This is a genomic window from Bacillus sp. NEAU-242-2 (assembly GCF_027853835.1).
Lineage (GTDB): Bacteria > Bacillota > Bacilli > Bacillales > Bacillaceae > Bacillus > Bacillus velezensis.
Genome location: NZ_JAPNNY010000002.1, coordinates 171,005 through 185,753 on the forward strand (window position 1 = coordinate 171,005; position 14,749 = coordinate 185,753).

The 14,749-nt window shown below is 46.4% G+C and carries 19 protein-coding genes and 1 riboswitch; of the genes, 2 read left to right on the plus strand and 17 right to left on the minus strand.

Features of this window, described 5'->3' with window-relative positions; all coding sequences use genetic code 11:
• Positions 1 to 59: 59 nt before the first annotated feature.
• Both OWN49_RS05815 and csn read left to right on the plus strand, forming a co-directional pair.
• Positions 60 to 521, plus strand: a complete 462-nt coding sequence (locus tag OWN49_RS05815) for a DUF2691 family protein (RefSeq protein ID WP_173612831.1) — start codon at positions 60 to 62, stop codon at positions 519 to 521.
• A gap of 135 nt (positions 522 to 656) precedes the next feature.
• Positions 657 to 1,493, plus strand: coding sequence for a chitosanase (csn, locus tag OWN49_RS05820; RefSeq protein ID WP_176283518.1), 837 nt, complete (start codon positions 657 to 659; stop codon positions 1,491 to 1,493).
• Positions 1,494 to 1,528: 35 nt separating this feature from the next.
• Here the strand turns inward: csn and sufB are convergent, their stop codons facing one another.
• The 17 genes from sufB to OWN49_RS05905 all read right to left on the minus strand — a co-directional run bounded on the left by sufB (position 1,529) and on the right by OWN49_RS05905 (position 14,739).
• Positions 1,529 to 2,926 (minus strand): Fe-S cluster assembly protein SufB, encoded by a 1,398-nt coding sequence (sufB, locus tag OWN49_RS05825; RefSeq protein ID WP_003151878.1) that lies wholly within the window; start codon positions 2,924 to 2,926, stop codon positions 1,529 to 1,531.
• Between the two features lie 19 nt (positions 2,927 to 2,945).
• Positions 2,946 to 3,389 carry a Fe-S cluster assembly sulfur transfer protein SufU gene (sufU, locus tag OWN49_RS05830; protein ID WP_007613601.1) on the minus strand — a complete coding sequence of 148 codons (444 nt, stop codon included), beginning with the start codon at positions 3,387 to 3,389 and terminating at the stop codon, positions 2,946 to 2,948.
• Entirely contained in the window at positions 3,379 to 4,599 is a 1,221-nt protein-coding gene (sufS, locus tag OWN49_RS05835) for a cysteine desulfurase SufS (protein ID WP_007410089.1), read from the minus strand. The genes sufU and sufS overlap by 11 nt, the downstream gene beginning before the upstream one ends.
• Positions 4,599 to 5,912 (minus strand): Fe-S cluster assembly protein SufD, encoded by a 1,314-nt coding sequence (gene sufD / locus OWN49_RS05840; protein WP_003151874.1) that lies wholly within the window; start codon positions 5,910 to 5,912, stop codon positions 4,599 to 4,601. The genes sufS and sufD overlap by 1 nt, the downstream gene beginning before the upstream one ends.
• A gap of 17 nt (positions 5,913 to 5,929) precedes the next feature.
• Positions 5,930 to 6,715: a Fe-S cluster assembly ATPase SufC gene (gene sufC / locus OWN49_RS05845; RefSeq protein WP_003151872.1), complete on the minus strand. Its 786-nt coding sequence runs from the start codon at positions 6,713 to 6,715 to the stop codon at positions 5,930 to 5,932.
• A gap of 176 nt (positions 6,716 to 6,891) precedes the next feature.
• A complete protein-coding gene (locus OWN49_RS05850; protein ID WP_003151857.1) occupies positions 6,892 to 7,044 on the minus strand; it encodes a hypothetical protein in 153 nt (50 codons plus the stop codon).
• Between the two features lie 192 nt (positions 7,045 to 7,236).
• The gene (locus OWN49_RS05855; protein WP_370649024.1) at positions 7,237 to 7,614 is read right to left on the minus strand and encodes a carboxymuconolactone decarboxylase family protein; all 378 of its coding nucleotides are present in this window, start codon (positions 7,612 to 7,614) and stop codon (positions 7,237 to 7,239) included.
• Between the two features lie 93 nt (positions 7,615 to 7,707).
• Entirely contained in the window at positions 7,708 to 8,523 is an 816-nt protein-coding gene (metQ, locus tag OWN49_RS05860) for a methionine ABC transporter substrate-binding lipoprotein MetQ (protein ID WP_003151853.1), read from the minus strand.
• 13 nt (positions 8,524 to 8,536) lie between these two features.
• Positions 8,537 to 9,205, minus strand: coding sequence for a methionine ABC transporter permease (locus OWN49_RS05865; RefSeq protein ID WP_003151851.1), 669 nt, complete (start codon positions 9,203 to 9,205; stop codon positions 8,537 to 8,539).
• On the minus strand, positions 9,198 to 10,223 hold the full coding sequence (metN, locus tag OWN49_RS05870) for a methionine ABC transporter ATP-binding protein MetN (RefSeq protein WP_003151850.1): 1,026 nt from the start codon (positions 10,221 to 10,223) through the stop codon (positions 9,198 to 9,200). Before metN ends, OWN49_RS05865 begins: the two co-directional genes overlap by 8 nt.
• Before the next feature lie 105 nt (positions 10,224 to 10,328).
• A riboswitch (SAM riboswitch) is annotated at positions 10,329 to 10,435 on the minus strand.
• Positions 10,436 to 10,545: 110 nt separating this feature from the next.
• On the minus strand, positions 10,546 to 10,896 hold the full coding sequence (locus tag OWN49_RS05875) for an SCP2 sterol-binding domain-containing protein (protein WP_003151848.1): 351 nt from the start codon (positions 10,894 to 10,896) through the stop codon (positions 10,546 to 10,548).
• Between the two features lie 96 nt (positions 10,897 to 10,992).
• Positions 10,993 to 11,313 (minus strand): thioredoxin family protein, encoded by a 321-nt coding sequence (locus OWN49_RS05880; RefSeq protein WP_003151847.1) that lies wholly within the window; start codon positions 11,311 to 11,313, stop codon positions 10,993 to 10,995.
• A gap of 2 nt (positions 11,314 to 11,315) precedes the next feature.
• On the minus strand, positions 11,316 to 11,681 hold the full coding sequence (locus OWN49_RS05885) for a toprim domain-containing protein (RefSeq protein WP_017418962.1): 366 nt from the start codon (positions 11,679 to 11,681) through the stop codon (positions 11,316 to 11,318).
• Between the two features lie 69 nt (positions 11,682 to 11,750).
• On the minus strand, positions 11,751 to 11,987 hold the full coding sequence (locus OWN49_RS05890) for a YusG family protein (RefSeq protein WP_003151845.1): 237 nt from the start codon (positions 11,985 to 11,987) through the stop codon (positions 11,751 to 11,753).
• A gap of 54 nt (positions 11,988 to 12,041) precedes the next feature.
• On the minus strand, positions 12,042 to 12,425 hold the full coding sequence (gcvH, locus tag OWN49_RS05895) for a glycine cleavage system protein GcvH (protein WP_003151844.1): 384 nt from the start codon (positions 12,423 to 12,425) through the stop codon (positions 12,042 to 12,044).
• Between the two features lie 59 nt (positions 12,426 to 12,484).
• Complete coding sequence (locus OWN49_RS05900) at positions 12,485 to 12,841, minus strand: arsenate reductase family protein (RefSeq protein WP_070082331.1); 357 nt, start codon at positions 12,839 to 12,841, stop codon at positions 12,485 to 12,487.
• 113 nt (positions 12,842 to 12,954) lie between these two features.
• A complete protein-coding gene (locus OWN49_RS05905) occupies positions 12,955 to 14,739 on the minus strand; it encodes an acyl-CoA dehydrogenase family protein (protein ID WP_176283519.1) in 1,785 nt (594 codons plus the stop codon).
• Positions 14,740 to 14,749: the final 10 nt, after the last annotated feature.

The following is a 14,749-nucleotide window of genomic DNA, read 5'->3' on the forward strand; positions in this document are numbered from 1 at the left end:
TATTTATCCAAATGGCATACCATATTATTCTAGCAAAAGCCGAAAGGAGATACGACCATATGAAACGCGGCATTACTTTTGACATCCCAAATGAAATCGGACGGTTTGCGGCAGATATATTACAACCGTTCCCCATCTCTTCCTATACATGGTTTATCGGTGATGGAGAGGCGTATACTGAATTCAATGAAGACACCGATACAGACCTGTTTCCGCAAAATCAGCGCATCATTCAGGGCCAAGAACTCCGTCAGCGTCTGGAAGGAGACCCTTATTATATGATTTTTGCTGAATTGAAAGCTTTCCCGAGCAGGATGGTAACGGAAATCAATACGTATGAGGAATATTTGGATAGTTCCTGTGAACTTGTGCTTCTCATTGCAGATTGCTCGTATGTAACGTTATATTGCAAAGATCCGGACATGCTCGAAGCCCTTTTTCAGCAGGCTGTACAATGCGGGTTTCACCGCGTTGACTATGTTACAGATGAGAATGACGCGAGAACGGGATTGTCTGTCTGATGAAGGTGCGTTCTTTTTATGAAGCGCCTGATAGGGCTTAGGATTCAAAATATTGACAAATTCATGTGTTTTCAACAAAAAAACAACCCCTCATGTATACTGAGTGTGTAACTTACATATGAAAGGGGTATGGCAATGAAAATCAGTTTGAAGAAAAAAGCAGGTTTTTGGAAGAAGACGGCGGTTTCATCTCTTATTTTCACCCTGTTTTTTGCCCTGATGATGAGCGGTACGGTTTTTGCGGCCGGGCTGAATAAGGATCAGAAGCGCCGGGCGGAACAGCTGACCAGCATCTTTGAAAACGGAAAGACGGAAATCCAATACGGATATGTTGAAGCATTGGATGACGGAAGAGGTTACACCTGCGGGCGGGCCGGCTTTACGACGGCTACCGGAGATGCGCTGGAAGTAGTCGAAGTATACACGAAAGCGGTGCCGAATAACAAATTGAAAAAGTATTTGCCTGAATTGCGCCGTCTTGCGAAGGACGAAAGCGATGACATCAGCAATCTGAAAGGATTCGCTTCTGCCTGGCGCTCACTTGGCAATGATAAAGCCTTCCGCGCTGCTCAGGATAAGGTAAATGACAGCTTGTATTATCAGCCGGCGATGAAACGTTCAGAAAATGCCGGACTGAAAACGGCCTTGGCCAAAGCGGTGATGTACGATACGGTGATTCAGCATGGCGACGGCGATGATCCAGACTCCTTTTATGCCCTGATTAAACGCACGAACAAAAAAATGGGCGGGTCACCGAAAGACGGAACGGACGAGAAGAAATGGCTCAATAAATTCTTGGATGTGCGCTATGACGATCTGATGAATCCATCAGATGAGGACACCCAGGATGAATGGAGAGAATCGGTTGCCCGAGTCGACGTTTTCCGCGATATTGTCAAAGAGAAGAACTACAATTTAAACGGGCCGATTCATGTCCGGTCAAGCGAATACGGAAATTTCACTATTCAATAAATAAAAAAACCCCGCCATATGGCGGGGTTTTACTATTAACCGATGGAGCCTTCCATTTCGAACTTGATCAAACGGTTCATTTCAACTGCGTATTCCATCGGAAGTTCTTTTGTGAACGGCTCGATGAAGCCCATAACGATCATTTCTGTTGCTTCTTCTTCAGAAATACCGCGGCTCATCAAGTAGAAAAGCTGTTCTTCAGAAACTTTTGATACTTTCGCTTCGTGCTCCAATGAAATGTTGTCGTTCAGGATTTCATTGTAAGGGATTGTATCAGAAGTTGATTTGTTATCCATAATGAGCGTATCACACTCGATGTTTGAACGGGCGCCGTCCGCTTTCCGTCCGAAGTGGACGATACCGCGGTATGTTACTTTTCCGCCCTGTTTCGAAATCGATTTTGATACGATTGTGGATGACGTATTCGGTGCAAGGTGAATCATTTTCGCACCTGCGTCCTGATGCTGTCCTTTGCCCGCAAGAGCGATAGAGAGCGTCATGCCGCGCGCGCCTTCACCTTTCAGAATGACAGCCGGATATTTCATTGTCAATTTAGAACCGATGTTTCCGTCAACCCATTCCATCGTCGCGTTTTCTTCACAAACCGTACGTTTCGTTACTAAGTTGTAAACGTTGTTCGCCCAGTTTTGAATTGTTGTATAACGGCAGTAGCCGCCTTTTTTGACGATGATTTCAACAACCGCGCTGTGAAGCGAGTTTGTTGTGTACACAGGAGCCGTACAGCCCTCTACGTAATGAACGCTTGCTTCTTCGTCAACGATGATCAGCGTACGTTCGAACTGACCCATGTTTTCAGAGTTGATGCGGAAGTAAGCTTGAAGCGGTGTTTCAACCTTCACGCCTTTAGGCACGTAGATGAAAGATCCGCCGGACCAAACAGCTGAGTTCAGCGCCGCAAACTTGTTATCAGTCGGCGGAATGACTTTCGCCCAGTGCTCGCGGAAAATGTCTTCATTTTCTTTCAGCGCGCTGTCTGTGTCTTTGAAAACAATGCCTTGCGCTTCAAGATCTTCTTTCATGTTGTGGTACACAACCTCAGATTCGTACTGTGCAGAAACACCGGCAAGGTATTTTTGCTCAGCTTCAGGAATACCGAGTTTGTCGAATGTCTGTTTAATTTCCTCAGGCACTTCATCCCAAGAACGCTCTGAACGCTCAGACGGTTTTACGTAGTACGTAATTTCGTCAAAGTTTAAAGAGTTTAAATCCCCGCCCCACTGCGGCATCGGCATGTTGTAGAAATGCTCAAGAGATTTCAGGCGGAAATCAAGCATCCATTGAGGCTCTTCTTTCATGCGTGAAATTTCTTCTACGATTTCTTTTGTCAATCCGCGCTCTGAACGGAAAATGGAAACGTCCTTATCGTGAAAACCGTACTTGTATTCACCAATTTCAGGCATTTTTTTAGCCATCCATTTTCACTCCAATCTTTTAATTGCCGCCTTTTTCGCCAGCGACTCCTTTTTCAAGTGCTTTCCATGAAAGGGTGGCACATTTAATCCGGGCCGGGAATTTCGAAACGCCTTGAAGAGCTTCAATATCCCCGAGATCTATCGAGTCGTCATACTCTTTCCCTTGCATCATGTCTGAGAAAACCTTAGACATGGAAAGGGCGGTATCAATATCTTTTCCTTTAATCGCCTGCGTCATCATGGAAGCTGAAGCCATGGAGATGGAGCAGCCTTCCCCTTCAAACTTCGCTTCCTGAACGGTATCGCCGTCAAGCTTCATTGTCAGTCTGATCCGGTCGCCGCAAGTCGGGTTGTTCATATCGACGACGATGCTGTCATCCAAAACCCCTTTGTTGCGCGGATTTTTGTAATGATCCATGATCACTTGTCTGTATAATGTATCTAAATTTGCATTAAAAGACATTTGTAAAGTACTCCTTTGTCTTTTGGAGGGCTTCCGCGAGCTTATCGATCTCTTCCTCTGTATTATACAGATAAAAACTCGCTCTCGCAGTAGCAGATACATCCAGCCATTTCATGAGCGGCTGGGCGCAGTGATGGCCGGCTCTGACCGCAATGCCCTCAGCATCGAGGACAGTCGCGACATCATGAGGGTGAACCTCATCAAGATTAAATGTCACAAGTCCCGCCCGCTCTTTCGGACCGTATACCGTCACGCCGTCTAGCTGCTCGAAACGGTCAAGCGCATAGGCTGCAAGCTTATGCTCATGCCGGGAAATCTCGTCGAGTCCGATCTCTTCAAGAAAATCAATCGCGGCTCCCAATCCGATCGCGCCTGCGATAATCGGCGTGCCTGCTTCAAATTTCCACGGAAGCTCTTTCCAAGTTGATTCATAAAGCCCTACAAAGTCGATCATTTCGCCGCCAAATTCGGCCGGCTCCATATTCTCAAGCAGTTCTTTCTTGCCGTACAGCACGCCGATTCCCGTCGGGCCGCACATTTTATGGGAAGAAAGCGCGAAGAAGTCGCAATCCAGGTCCTGAACGTCAATTTTCATGTGCGGTGTGCTCTGCGCCCCGTCCACCACGATGACAGCGCCATTGTCATGAGCGATTTTGGCGATCTCTTTAATCGGGTTAATCGTGCCGAGCACGTTTGACACATGAGCGACTGCCACGATCTTCGTATGGCTTGTGACAGTCTGCCGGACGTCGTCCAGCGAAAGCGTGCCGTCTTCCTGCATCGGGATATATTTTAAAGTCGCGCCGGTAGCTTTTACTGCCTGCTGCCACGGAATGATATTCGCATGATGCTCCATTTGGGTGATGACCACTTCATCACCGGGTTTTAAGCTGGCGCGGGCATAGCTCAGCGCCACCATATTCAGTGAAGTTGTCGTGCCTTTTGTGAAAATGACCTCAGCCATTGACTTCGCATTGATAAACTTACGGACTTTTTCACGCGCACCTTCATAGCCGTCTGTCGCTCTCGTGCCAAGAGTATGAACGCCTCTGTGGACATTGGAATTGTATTTGCTGTAATACTGATCCACTGCTTCAATGACAGCACGCGGCTTCTGGGAAGTCGCCGCGCTGTCAAGGTACACGAGGTCATGTCCGTTCACTTGCTGATGAAGGATCGGGAACTGTTCACGAATATCGGTGATATTCATTATTTTACTTTCCTTTCGATGACGGAGACGAGCTGTTTCTTAACTCCTTCAATCGGAAGCTCTTTTACCACCGGAGCAAGGAATCCGTAAATGACTAAGCGCTCCGCTTCTTCTTTCGGAATTCCGCGGCTCATTAAGTAGTAAAGCTGGATCGGGTCCACACGGCCGACAGATGCCGCATGTCCTGCAGTTACATCGTCTTCATCAATTAAGAGAATCGGGTTTGCATCTCCGCGTGCTTTTTCACTCAGCATCAGGACGCGGGATTCCTGTTCAGCGTTTGCTTTAGACGCGCCGTGCTCGATTTTGCCGATTCCGTTAAAGATGGAAGATGCGGCATCTTTCATGACTCCGTGCTTCAGGATATAGCCTTCAGAAGCCTTACCGAAGTGGATGATCTGCGTCGTAAAGTTTTCCGTCTGTTCTCCTCTTCCGACAACTACGGTTTTCGTATCGCCGTATGTGCCGTCTCCGTAAAGGTTTGTCGTATTTTCAGAAATCGTGTCGCCGTCGTTCATCAGTCCGAGCGCCCACTCGATTTTGCTGTCGCGTCCGCGCGCGGCTCCGCGGCGGTTGACGTATGTTGTGACACCTGCTGACAGGTTGTCAACGGCGCCGTACGTCACGCTGGCATTATCACCTGTGACCACTTCACTGATAATGTTGAATACCGCTTCTTTCGGATTCACCGTGCTGATGTAGTTCTCAACGTAAGTGACGGAGCTGTGGTCTTCAGCGACGATCAGCACGTGGTTGAACAATGCCGTGTCATTGCTTTCATGAACGTAAACGGCCTGAACAGGCGTCTCCACCTGAACGTTTTTAGGAACATAAAGGAATGCCCCGCCGTTCATTAATGCCGCATGAAGCGCAGTCAGTTTATGTTCGTCGACCTTTACGCCGTCTTTCATGAAGTATTTCTCAACGAGGTCGCTGTGCTCACGGGCAGCCGTTAAGATGTCCGTGAAAATGACGCCTTTGTCTTTCAGTTCTTTGGAAAGAGAAAGGAAAGCAGGCGTTTGATCACGCTGCACATATAACGTTTTGTCTTCGTTTTCGATATCGATCAGCGCTTTTGCTTCATCAGCTAAATCTTCTAAAGAAGCAAGCGGCGCGTTTTCTACTGTATGCTTGTTGAACTTTGTAAAGTTCCAATTTGTGATTTTTGTTTTATCAGGCTTAGGCAGCGGCAGATCTTCAGCTTTTTCAAGAGCCTGTAAGCGCAGGTTTTTCAGCCAGGCAGGTTCTTGATGCTTTTCGGAAAAGCCTTTGACATATTCCTGATCTACGGATAGTTTCGTTTCCAATGTCATGATTATCCCCCTAACGCTTACGCTTCTTGGCCTACAGTTTCGTCTTCAATGCCTAGTTCTTGTTTAATCCAGTCATAACCTTCCGCTTCAAGGCGCTGTGCAAGCTCCGCGCCGCCGGATTTCACTACGCGTCCCTGCATCATAACGTGAACGACATCAGGCGTGATGTAGTTCAGAAGGCGCTGATAGTGAGTGATCATTAAGCAGCCGAAGTTTTCGCTGCGCATTTTGTTGATTCCTTTAGAAACGACTTTAAGCGCATCGATATCAAGACCTGAATCGATCTCGTCAAGAATGGCGATTTTCGGCTCGATCATCATAAGCTGAAGGATTTCGTTGCGTTTTTTCTCCCCGCCTGAGAAACCTTCGTTCAGGTAACGCTGCGCCATTTCAGGGTCCATTTCAAGGAACTCCATGTTTTCGTCCATTTTGCGGATGAATTTCATAAGTGAAATTTCATCGCCTTCTTCACGGCGTGCGTTAATCGCAGAGCGAAGGAAATCGGCATTTGTCACACCGCTGATTTCGCTTGGATACTGCATCGCAAGGAAAAGACCCGCCTGAGCGCGCTCGTCCACTTCCATTTCCAGTACATCTTTGCCGTCAAGCGTGATGCTGCCTTTTGTAACTTCGTATTTCGGGTGTCCCATAATCGCTGCTGAGAGCGTGGATTTACCGGTACCGTTCGGCCCCATGACAGCGTGGAATTCGCCGCCTTTTATTTCAAGGTTTACACCTTTTAAGATCTCTTTTCCTTCGATTTCAACGTGAAGATCCTTGATCGTTAATGTTGAAGCAGCCATATCTATACCTCCAAAATATATAATCATTATTCTCAATTTATTCTCATTCTAATTTTATAACAAATGAAAAGTAAATACAACTTTTTATATTACCCGGAACATTCCTAAAGTTTATCAAAGATCAAGGCGTAATTAAAGCTGTTTGAAACAGAAAAAGGGCGGAAATCCACCCTTTTTCACTGACCGATTTTCTCATTAAGCTGCGCTGCGAGGAACTTGCTTTTTTGATATTCAAGCTCCCTCTGCCGTTCGACTTCCATCCTTTTTGAAAGACGCCGTCCGTATTCCTCGTAGCCGATGCCGTGTGACTTCTGCATCGCTTTTTCCATTTCAGGCGTATAGTCAAGGTCCAGTCTCTCGTGGCTGGTGCAGATAATGAATCAATCCCTTCATATATTTGTTTCTATTGTAACAATGATCCGCTGCTCCGGCCAAAGAGTGTGTGCCCCTGAATCCTTTCGAATGTGCCGGAAACCGGCGCTCGCTTTATCTGAAAAACGGTATTCACACGATTGCTCATTCTAATGCGTCGTATGTCCGAATTCCTGAATGCACTGCTGCACGAGGGTCACTCCCTGACTGAGAGCCGCGCCGCCCCCGAATGCCGCCGCGACGCTGATGACCTCAAGGATGTTTTCTTCTGTGGCCCCTTGGTCAAGGCAGCCCTTCGTATGATAAATCATGCAAAATTCATCTTGAGCGCTGATGCTGATGCCCAGAGCGACTAATTGTTTCTCTTTTTCAGTTAATGAATCCGCTGAGAAACACTGCTCAGTAAATTCATTAAACTTCCGCCCCATCATCGGCATTTTTTGCTCGAATATGCCTAAACCTTCTTTATATTGTTTCAATGCGTCATGCACGCTTTTTCCGTTATCCTGGTATTGAGCCACTGCCATTCCCTCCAATCGTTAACCTTCCTTTTTATTATGGACAGTTCTCCGATTAATACCCGAAAAAAACCCCGGATGGATCATCCGGGGTTTTTCGCTTTATTCAGATACGGGAAGCACGGCTCCGTCGTATTTTTTCTCAATAAAGTCTTTGATTTTCTTAGAGTGAAGCACTTCCATAAGCGCTTTGATTTTCTCTGATTTTTCGTCACCTTTGCGTACGGCGATGATGTTTGCGTACGGGTTGTTTTTCGTTGATTCCACTTGAATCGCATCTTTTAACGGATTCAGTTTGTTTTGAATCGCATAGTTGACGTTAATGAAGACTGCATCGCCTTCTTCTTCATTATATGCTTTCGCCGTTAATTCAGGGGCGATTTTTTTGAATGTCAGGTTTTTCGGGTTTTTCGTAATGTTTTTCGTCGTCGCTTCAATCGTTTTTACCTTCGGATCAAGTGTGATCAGTCCGGCTTTTTCAAGCATCGCCAGCATACGGCCTTGTTCAGCGACATTGTTAGTCATGATGATGGTCGCGCCTTTAGGCAGGTCTTTCAGTGATTTGTATTTTTTCGTGTAAACTCCGAATGGCTCAAGGTGAACGGCTCCGGCATTCACGAGTTTGTAATCTTTATTTTCTTTCATTTCCTGTTCAAGGTAAGGAACGTGCTGGAAGTAGTTCGCATCCACTTCATTATCAGCTAACGCTTTGTTGTACATTTTGTAATCGTTCAGCACTTTTACTTTTAATGTGTAGCCTTTTTCCTTCAAGAGCGGTTCCGCTTCTTTTAAGATTTCAGCATGCGGTGTTTTTGTCGCGGCGACGACGATTTCCTTTTTATTCGAGCCGTTTGATCCGCAGGCGGCTAAAACTCCCGCGAACACAAGCAGCAGCGCACTTAATACAATCTTTTTCAATGTAAATCCTCCCTTATCTTTTGTCTATTATATTTGTAATTACATCACCGATAATCTGAATGATAAAGACGATGATGAGTATAAATACTGTCGCTACAAACGTTACATCCGTATTATTGGACTGGTAGCCTTCTACATATGCAAGGTTTCCGAGTCCGCCTGAACCGATAGCGCCGGCAATGGCGGTAGATCCGATCAGGGCGATGGCCGTAACGGTGATGCCTGAAATTAACGCAGGCATTGATTCAGGAATCAGCACTTTGAAGATAATCGTCGATGTCTTTGCTCCCATTGATCTGGCAGCTTCGATGACTCCTTTATCGACTTCCCGGAGCGCAATTTCCGCAAGACGGGCGTAAAACGGCGCGGAGCCGATAATCAGCGCCGGCAATGCGGCGTTCGGTCCTAAAATCGACCCGACCAAAATCTTAGTAAAGCCGAGAAGCAGAATAATTAAAATAAGAAACGGAATAGACCTGAAAATATTAACGACCGCCGCAATCACGGTGTTAATGATTTTATTTTCCCATAAGCTTCCCTTGCCCGTTAAAAAGAGCAGAAGACCGAGAATCGCTCCGATGATAAATGAAAAAACTAAAGCGATGACCGTCATATAAAGGGTCTCGTATGTGGCCGTCCACAGCTCGGTTATATCAACGTTCGGGAACCATTTTTCAAACATTTGTGATCACCTCTGCTTCTACCTGTTTGTCTTTGATGAACCGGATCACGTTTTCTACTTCTTTTTCCTGACCGTCAATATGAATGAATAATGAACCGTAGGCTCCGTCCTTCGTCTGTGAAATTTTCCCCTGCAGAATATTGACGTCCACATCAAAGTTTCGGATCATTTCCGTAATGAGGGGCTGCTCGGCGGCCTGCCCGACAAATGAAAGCTGAATCGTTTTCCCTGTCGCTGTTTCCTGCAGAAAATGCTGGATGGTTTCTTTCGTCTCTTCCGGTTCTGTCACCTGCTGAACGAAACGCTTGGTCATCGGTTCGCGCGGGTTTCTGAAAACTTGGAGTACTTCGCCTTCTTCAACGACTTTCCCGTTTTCCATGACGGCGACTCTGTTGCAGATTTTTCGGATGACGTGCATTTCATGGGTAATGAGCACGATCGTCAGACCGAGTCTGTCATTTATATCGGATAAAAGATCCAAAATTGAATCGGTCGTCTGCGGATCGAGCGCTGATGTCGCTTCATCGCACAGAAGGACTTTCGGATTATTGGCGAGCGCCCGGGCGATGCCGACACGCTGCTTTTGACCGCCGCTCAGCTGCGACGGATAAGATTTTTCTTTCCCCTCTAATCCGACCAGTTTAATCAATTCATCAGCGCGGCGGACCCGTTCGCTTTTTTTCACGCCGGCGATTTCCAGCGGGAACATAATGTTCTCCCGGACGGTGCGCGACCACAGAAGGTTAAAATGCTGGAAGATCATGCTGATTTCCTGGCGCGCTTTTCTCAGCCCGCGGCTGCTTACTTTATTTAATTCCGTCCCCGCGACTTCCACGGTTCCCGACGTCGGCTTTTCAAGGCCGTTCAGGAGACGGATTAAGGAACTTTTACCAGCTCCGCTATATCCTATAATTCCAAATATTTCGCCCTTTTTGATATCAAGAGTGACATCTTGGACAGCATTGACATCCCCATGCTTCGCTTTGTAAATTTTTGAAACATTTTGAAGATGGATCAAAGCAATCACCCGCCTTACACTATTCTAAGAAATCTTCCGGGTTTCTCCGCAAAAGAAAAGCCTTTCTGCAAAAATGAGCAGAAAGGCTTATTGAAAAAGGCCTTTCTCTCATCTTTCAAAGCAGACCGCTTCGAGTGAATTGGCACCATTTCAACATTGTTGATGGTTGCCGGGCTTCATAGGGCACTTCCCTCCACCTCTCTTGATAAGAGAAAACATATCGTATTTTCGTCCGGAAATTCTTACTGTAGAATAGCACGGCGAATGATAAAAAGTCAATAAAATAAATATTGGAAGCTATTGTCACATAGTAGATTGGCAGTTACGGCCGTTTACTGATCGCCTGAAAAAATCCGTTTGTCAGCCAGAGGATGGCCTCCAGCTTCAGCAGGGCTCTGAATGATCCTTTCACTTTGAGTTTTCCGCTTTGGATAAGCTTTTGCAAAGAGACATCACCATGCAGGAGATGGATGATTTCCGTCTGGTTTCCGTAAAAGGTCAAATTAGATTTTTCCTTTGAAGCCGACGTTTTTCTCATTTCTCCCTGTCCGTTAATTGAGACCGTTAAGGCTTCTGTTTCTCCTTGGAATGTAATCAGCAGCGTTGAGGCGTTTAATAGCGGTTTCAAAAACAGATGCTGTCCGTCATTCTCTGAAACTTCTATTTTCTCCACTCGTATAACCTCCCGTTTTAATGGCCATACATACACTTTCTCTTTTTAACGGACAGAACCCTTTATAAACCGCACGACATTTTCCTGTAAATATTGTCACATCGGGAACGTTTGCGATGTTTTTTGTTTAATCAGCTCATATAAATAGGAAACGGAGCGGAAGGCGTATCCTTTCTCAACAAGCTCTCCGCCTTTAAACAGCAAAAAGCACGGAACGCTTTCAATCTGATAGGCTTTGGCGAATGCGGGGGAATAATTCACGTTGTTTTTATAGAAGGCGGCGCCGGGCAGCATTTCTTCGACGACAGTAAGCATTTTGGACGCCAGCTGGCATGTGCCGCAAAACGGGGTGTACAAATACAGGAGATAAACGTCATCCTGAATCGATTCGAGTTCATTTTCTTGGAGTTCTTTCATGATTACCACCTCAGGTCGTTCTTTTTCAAAAATACAGTGTCAGCATCAAATCCGGCTCTGATCAGCACAGATGCGAGATGATGGCCCGGGCACGACTCGACTTGCCTGTATGTTCTGTCTATATAAATATGGCGCGCTTCGGGAAGCTCCCGTTTCAGCTGTTTTCTTAGTTTATCTCCCGAGTCATCTGCGTCCGTTAAAATATAGACGTCTCTGTCAAACAGGCGGTCCGCCAAATCTTCCAGTTCGGTTTGGCCGATTGTCCCGTTTGTACAGACGATTTCCGCGGGTTCGATGAGCACTTCCCTGACTTTGATTTTATCAGATTTTCCTTCTACGATAATGACCTTTTCATCTCCGTTGTACATAAGCGCGTCACCTGCCGATTGTTTTAGCGTCAGATTGAAAAAGAAGGCAGTGAAATTCACCGCCAACTGTTAACACCAGCCATTCTCATAATCGCAATCGACATATTTCGGATCGCTGCCGTTTATGACATCGGCTGTTTTATAAAATTTTTGATTTTCAAATGAAAAGCCCTGTTTGAGCTCGTACTGGTCCATGCCTGTCATCTCGCCGATGGCTTCATTTTCATGAAACAAGGAAAACCGGCCGTTTTGAAAGCGGCCCGTGACGTTCTCCGTCACATCGACCTTTTGTTTATCAAAAGCCATTTTAGACACCTCCCGTTACAGATAGAGTGTCCAAATGGCCCCTTTGCTATCCGATCAGTCTTCCTGTGTCATTTCGTCATATTGCTCAGAAGTCATGAGGTTTTCGATTTCTTCAGCATCAGCCGGTTCCACGACGATCATCCACGCTTTTTCATACGGAGACTCGTTTACGAATTCCGGACTGTCATCAAGGTCTTCGTTCACTTCCGTCACCGTTCCGTTAATCGGTGCGTACAGTTCGGATACGGTTTTGACGGATTCCACGCTGCCGAATGGCTCGTCCGCTTTAATTTCGGCGCCGACTTCCGGAAGCTCGACAAATACGATGTCGCCAAGTTCAGCTTGCGCGAAATGTGTAATCCCGATACGGGCTTTTCCGTCCTCAACTTTGACCCATTCGTGCTCTTTGGAATAACGCATATCTTTCGGTGTGCTCATCTAAATCCCTCCATTTTTTTCTTATAATAAGAAGATACCATAATTCTTTGAACCTGGCATTACATCCAATATTTTTCGAATTGGTCTTCTTTAAAGCCGACAGTGACTTTTTCGCCGTCTGTCGTAATCGGGCGTTTCAGGAGCATACCGTCTGATGCCAGGAGTTCAAGCTGTTCATCCTCTGACATATGATACAGTTTTTCCTTTAAGTTCAGCTCGCGGTATTTCATTCCGCTCGTGTTGAAAAACTTTTTGAGCTCAAGACCGCTCTTTTCATAGAGGTCTTTAATTTCTTCTTTCGACGGAGTTTCCTCCGCGATATGTATTTCGTTTATTTCCTTACCACGGTTTTCCAGCCATTTTTTCGCATTACGGCACGTTCCGCATTTAGGGTACCAGTAAAAATTTATCGACATCTTCTTCACCCCTTGTAAATGATCGTCGTTATTTTAACACAATCACTTGTAAAAACCTATAACGTTGCTTCATGAAAAAGCGCCCCTGATGAAGGAGCGCTTTCAGCATGTGATCAGACTGTATATTTTTCTTCACGGAAGACGGCTGCTGCCGCTTCACGTTTTTTCTGAATGAGGTTTTTCGGCGTCAGGCGCGTCAGTTTGCGCAGCACGGAAAGCATCATGCGGAGGGAATCTCCTTCCTCCATGGCGATCAGTGATTCTTTGGCGTGCGCTTCAATGTTCTGAAGGGCTTCCTGGGCAAAGATTTCCGTATATAACAGCTTCTGCGCGGCTTTTTCGGCACCGTCCGCCGCAATTGCTTTTTCCGTTCTGAGGACGGCAGATTCCAAAGCATACAGCGCGCTGACAATATCGGCAATGTTCACCATGATTTCCTGCTCGCCTTCAATCTCTTTGCCGTATTTCTGCGCCGCGAGGCCCGCTGTCAAGAGGGCGATTTTTTTCGCCTGTCTGACAATGTATTTTTCCTGTTCAAGAGGTTCTGAGCCCGGCTCTTCAGGCATCAGCATCATGAGTTCATCTTGGAGCGCTTTTGCTTTTTCAAAGAGCGGCAGCTGACCTTTTACGGCTTTTTTCAGAAACGTGCTCGTTACGATCAGGCGGTTGATTTCATTTGTGCCTTCAAAAATCCTGTTGATTCTTGAGTCGCGATAGGCGCGCTCCACTTCATATTCCTGCATAAACCCGTAACCGCCGTGAATTTGAACGCCTTCGTCGGCAATGTAATCAAGCGTTTCAGAACCGCACATTTTGTTGAGCGAGCATTCAATCGCGTACTCGGCGATGGACTTCGCGACTTCGCGTCCGTCTTTTTGCTCCTCTTCCGTCAGTCTGCTCATATTATCTTCGAATAAGCCTACTGTTCTGTATACAGAGCTCTCCATGGCGTAAAGCCGGGCTGACATCGTCGCAAGCTTTTCCTGAGTGAGCGTGAAGCTTGAGATCGGCGTTTTAAATTGCCGGCGCTGGTTTGCATAAGCGGCAGACAGCTCAATCACCCGTTTTGAAGCGCCGATTGTGCCGACGGCAAGCTTGTAGCGCCCGATATTCAGAATATTAAAGGCGATGACATGGCCTTTTCCGATTTCGCCGAGAAGATTTTCTTTCGGGACTTCCGCCTGATCTAAAATCAGCGTTCTTGTCGATGAACCCTTAATCCCCATTTTTTTCTCTTCCGGTCCCGTTGATACGCCCGGATAGTTCTTTTCTACGATAAATGCGGAAAATTTATCTCCGTCCACTTTAGCGTAGACGACAAAGACATCTGCAAAGGCGGAGTTTGTAATCCATTGCTTTTCCCCGTTAAGAATATAGTGTGTGCCCGCTTCATTCAAAACAGCCGTCGTTTTCGCGCCGAGGGCATCTGAACCTGAACCGGGCTCAGTTAAGGCGTATGCCGCGATTCTTTGTCCTGAAGCCAAGTCCGGCAAATAGGTTTTTTTCTGTTCTTCCGTTCCGAAGAACACGATCGGCAATGAGCCGATACCGACGTGAGCGCCGTAAGATAGCGAAAAGCTGCCGGCACGTGAAAACTTTTCCGTAATGAAGGCTGAACTGATTTTATCCAGGCCGATTCCGCCATACTCTTCAGGCACGTCTGCTCCGAGGAGGCCGAGATCCCCGGCTTTTTTCAGCAGTCTGACCGAATGCTCAAACTGATGGTTTTCAATTTCATCTATATAAGGAAGCACATCGTTTACGACATAGTCTTCTGTCGTTTTGCCGATCATTTTATGTTCGTCTGTAAAGTCCTCCGGAGTGAATATTTGATCATATCCCGTCTCTTCAATCAGAAAGCTGCCGCCTTTTTTGACGTTGACCGTTTCCTGTTTCATGTTCGTTTCC

What these genes read in the sequence shown, in the direction of transcription:
- OWN49_RS05880 (WP_003151847.1), bottom strand. Translation starts at nt 11,313, where the DNA reads ATGAAAGAACTCCAAGAAAATGAACTCGAATCGATTCAGGATGACGTT.
- csn (WP_176283518.1), top strand. Translation starts at nt 657, where the DNA reads ATGAAAATCAGTTTGAAGAAAAAAGCAGGTTTTTGGAAGAAGACGGCG.
- sufU (WP_007613601.1), bottom strand. Translation starts at nt 3,389, where the DNA reads ATGTCTTTTAATGCAAATTTAGATACATTATACAGACAAGTGATCATG.
- sufC (WP_003151872.1), bottom strand. Translation starts at nt 6,715, where the DNA reads ATGGCTGCTTCAACATTAACGATCAAGGATCTTCACGTTGAAATCGAA.
- gcvH (WP_003151844.1), bottom strand. Translation starts at nt 12,425, where the DNA reads ATGAGCACACCGAAAGATATGCGTTATTCCAAAGAGCACGAATGGGTC.
- sufB (WP_003151878.1), bottom strand. Translation starts at nt 2,926, where the DNA reads ATGGCTAAAAAAATGCCTGAAATTGGTGAATACAAGTACGGTTTTCAC.
- OWN49_RS05890 (WP_003151845.1), bottom strand. Translation starts at nt 11,987, where the DNA reads ATGGCTTTTGATAAACAAAAGGTCGATGTGACGGAGAACGTCACGGGC.
- OWN49_RS05850 (WP_003151857.1), bottom strand. Translation starts at nt 7,044, where the DNA reads ATGGAAAAAGCGATGCAGAAGTCACACGGCATCGGCTACGAGGAATAC.
- OWN49_RS05865 (WP_003151851.1), bottom strand. Translation starts at nt 9,205, where the DNA reads ATGTTTGAAAAATGGTTCCCGAACGTTGATATAACCGAGCTGTGGACG.
- OWN49_RS05900 (WP_070082331.1), bottom strand. Translation starts at nt 12,841, where the DNA reads ATGTCGATAAATTTTTACTGGTACCCTAAATGCGGAACGTGCCGTAAT.
- OWN49_RS05885 (WP_017418962.1), bottom strand. Translation starts at nt 11,681, where the DNA reads ATGTACAACGGAGATGAAAAGGTCATTATCGTAGAAGGAAAATCTGAT.
- OWN49_RS05905 (WP_176283519.1), bottom strand. Translation starts at nt 14,739, where the DNA reads ATGAAACAGGAAACGGTCAACGTCAAAAAAGGCGGCAGCTTTCTGATT.
- sufS (WP_007410089.1), bottom strand. Translation starts at nt 4,599, where the DNA reads ATGAATATCACCGATATTCGTGAACAGTTCCCGATCCTTCATCAGCAA.
- sufD (WP_003151874.1), bottom strand. Translation starts at nt 5,912, where the DNA reads ATGACATTGGAAACGAAACTATCCGTAGATCAGGAATATGTCAAAGGC.
- OWN49_RS05855 (WP_370649024.1), bottom strand. Translation starts at nt 7,614, where the DNA reads ATGGCAGTGGCTCAATACCAGGATAACGGAAAAAGCGTGCATGACGCA.
- OWN49_RS05815 (WP_173612831.1), top strand. Translation starts at nt 60, where the DNA reads ATGAAACGCGGCATTACTTTTGACATCCCAAATGAAATCGGACGGTTT.